This window comes from Micromonospora sp. NPDC057141 (assembly GCF_042670805.1).
GTDB lineage: Bacteria > Actinomycetota > Actinomycetes > Mycobacteriales > Micromonosporaceae > Micromonospora.
In genome coordinates, this window is sequence record NZ_JBHUVA010000150.1 from 1,922 (window position 1) to 5,103 (window position 3,182).

2 rRNA genes (1 of these 2 cut by a window edge) are annotated in these 3,182 nt (G+C 56.5%); both read left to right on the top strand.

Going from position 1 to position 3,182, the window contains the following annotated elements:
- Window positions 1–2,971 (top strand): 23S ribosomal RNA (locus tag ACFT41_RS31990); it begins 159 nt to the left of the window's first position.
- Between the two features lie 86 nt (window positions 2,972–3,057).
- Window positions 3,058–3,174 (top strand): 5S ribosomal RNA (gene rrf / locus ACFT41_RS31995).
- The last annotated feature ends 8 nt before the right edge of the window (window positions 3,175–3,182 follow it).

The following is a 3,182-nucleotide window of genomic DNA, read 5'->3' on the forward strand; positions in this document are numbered from 1 at the left end:
CATGTCCAGTCACCCGCATCTGAATACATAGGGTGTGTGGGGGGAACGCGGGGAAGTGAAACATCTCAGTACCCGTAGGAAGAGAAAACAATAGTGATTCCGTGAGTAGTGGCGAGCGAAAGCGGATTGAGGCTAAACCGGTTGCGTGTGATACCTGTCAGGGGTTGCGTGGTCGGGGTTGTGGGACCCTACTCAGCGGGCTGACACCTGTTGGAGGAGTGATAAAGCCAGTGGATAGCCGAATGGTCTGGAATGGCTGACCGTAGACGGTGAGAGTCCGGTAGGTGAAATTTGCTGGTCTTCTGTGGGTGTTCCCGAGTAGCGGCGGACTCCTGTAATCTGCCGTGAATCTGCCAGGACCACCTGGTAAGCCTAAATACTTCCTGGTGACCGATAGCGGACGAGTACCGTGAGGGAATGGTGAAAAGTACCCCGGGAGGGGAGTGAAATAGTACCTGAAACCGTTCGCCTACAATCCGTCGGAGCCTTGCGGGGTGACGGCGTGCCTTTTGAAGAATGAGCCTGCGAGTTAGTGGCATGTGGCGAGGTTAACCCGTGTGGGGGAGCCGTAGCGAAAGCGAGTCTGAATAGGGCGTTTGAGTCGCATGCTCTAGACCCGAAGCGGAGTGATCTAGCCATGGGCAGGCTGAAGCGTGGGTAAGACTACGTGGAGGGCCGAACCCACCAACGTTGAAAAGTTGGGGGATGACCTGTGGTTAGGGGTGAAAGGCCAATCAAACTCCGTGATAGCTGGTTCTCCCCGAAATGCATTTAGGTGCAGCGTCGTGTGTTTCTTGCCGGAGGTAGAGCACTGGATGGTCTAGGGGGCCTACAAGCTTACCGAAATCAGCCAAACTCCGAATGCCGGTAAGTGAGAGCGCGGCAGTGAGACTGCGGGGGATAAGCTTCGTAGTCGAGAGGGAAACAGCCCAGATCACCAGCTAAGGCCCCTAAGCGTGTGCTAAGTGGAAAAGGATGTGGGGTCGCATAGACAACCAGGAGGTTGGCTTAGAAGCAGCCACCCTTTAAAGAGTGCGTAATAGCTCACTGGTCAAGTGGTTCCGCGCCGACAATGTAGCGGGGCTCAAGCACACCGCCGAAGCTGTGGCATTCACATGATACTTTGTCAGGCCTTGATGCCTGGTGCAGGTGTGTGGATGGGTAGGGGAGCGTCGTGCCGGGGGTGAAGCAGCGGGGTGACCTAGTTGTGGACGCGGCACGAGTGAGAATGCAGGCATGAGTAGCGAAAGAAGGGTGAGAAACCCTTCCGCCGGATGACCAAGGGTTCCAGGGCCAGGCTAATCCGCCCTGGGTGAGTCGGGACCTAAGGCGAGGCCGAGAGGCGTAGTCGATGGACAACGGGTTGATATTCCCGTACCCGCGAAAGAGCGCCCGTGATGAACCTTGTTGTGCTAACCACCCAAACCGGTTGAGACTTTCGGGTCGAGGTTGGGGAGCGTGGGAACCTGGCGGGTAGTAGTCAAGCGATGGGGTGACGCAGGAAGGTAGCTGATCCCGGCCGGTGGTTGTGCCGGGGTAAGCGTGTAGGCCGTGTTGTAGGCAAATCCGCGACACATGAAGGCTGAGACGTGATGCCGAGCCGATTCAGGTGAAGTCAGTGATCCTATGCTGCCGAGAAAAGCCTCTAGCGAGTTCTTAGCGGCCCGTACCCCAAACCGACACAGGTGGTCAGGTAGAGAATACCGAGGCGATCGGGCGAACTGTGGTTAAGGAACTCGGCAAATTGCCCCCGTAACTTAGGGAGAAGGGGGGCCGGAGACGTGAAGGCACTTGCTGCTGGAGCGTTGTATGGCCGCAGAGAGCAGGGGGAAGCGACTGTTTACTAAAAACACAGGTCCATGCGAAGAAGTAATTCGATGTATATGGACTGACGCCTGCCCGGTGCTGGAACGTTAAGGGGACCTGTTAGCTCTTTCGGGGGCGAGGCGGAGAACTTAAGCGCCAGTAAACGGCGGTGGTAACTATAACCATCCTAAGGTAGCGAAATTCCTTGTCGGGTAAGTTCCGACCTGCACGAATGGCGTAACGACTTCCCCACTGTCTCAACCACAGGCCCGGCGAAATTGCATTACGAGTAAAGATGCTCGTTACGCGCGGCAGGACGGAAAGACCCCGGGACCTTTACTATAGCTTGACATTGGTGCTTGAGTTAGCTTGTGTAGGATAGGTGGGAGCCGGTGAAACCTGTACGCCAGTATGGGTGGAGGCAATCTTGAAATACCACTCTGGTTGATTCGGGTATCTAACTTCGGGCCGTTATCCGGTTCAGGGACAGTGTCTGGTGGGTAGTTTAACTGGGGCGGTTGCCTCCTAAAGGGTAACGGAGGCGCCCAAAGGTTCCCTCAGCCTGGTTGGCAATCAGGTGTTGAGTGCAAGTGCACAAGGGGGCTTGACTGTGAGACTGACAGGTCGAGCAGGGACGAAAGTCGGGACTAGTGATCCGGCACTTGCGTGTGGAAGCGGTGTCGCTCAACGGATAAAAGGTACCCCGGGGATAACAGGCTGATCTTCCCCAAGAGTCCATATCGACGGGATGGTTTGGCACCTCGATGTCGGCTCGTCGCATCCTGGGGCTGTAGCAGGTCCCAAGGGTTGGGCTGTTCGCCCATTAAAGCGGTACGCGAGCTGGGTTTAGAACGTCGTGAGACAGTTCGGTCCCTATCCGCCGTGCGCGTAGGATACTTGAGAAGGGCTGTCCCTAGTACGAGAGGACCGGGACGGACGAACCTCTGGTGTGCCAGTTGTCCCGCCAGGGGCACGGCTGGTTGGCTACGTTCGGAAGGGATAACCGCTGAAAGCATCTAAGCGGGAAGCCTGCTTCAAGATGAGGTATCCCATCCCACTTTGTGGGGGTAAGGCCCCCAGCTAGACGACTGGGTTGATAGGCCGGAGATGTAAGCTCGGTAACGGGTTGAGTTGACCGGTACTAATAGGCCGAGGACTTGACTACGAAGTTGCTACGCGTCCACTGTGCGATTCTGAACAAACAGACGCCCGCCCGTGAGGGTTGTTGGTTGTTTGATATGTTCATAGAGTTACGGCGGTCATGGCGGAGGGGAAACGCCCGGTTACATTCCGAACCCGGAAGCTAAGCCCTTCAGCGCCGATGGTACTGCACTCGGGAGGGTGTGGGAGAGTAGGACACCGCCGGACATTCTTTC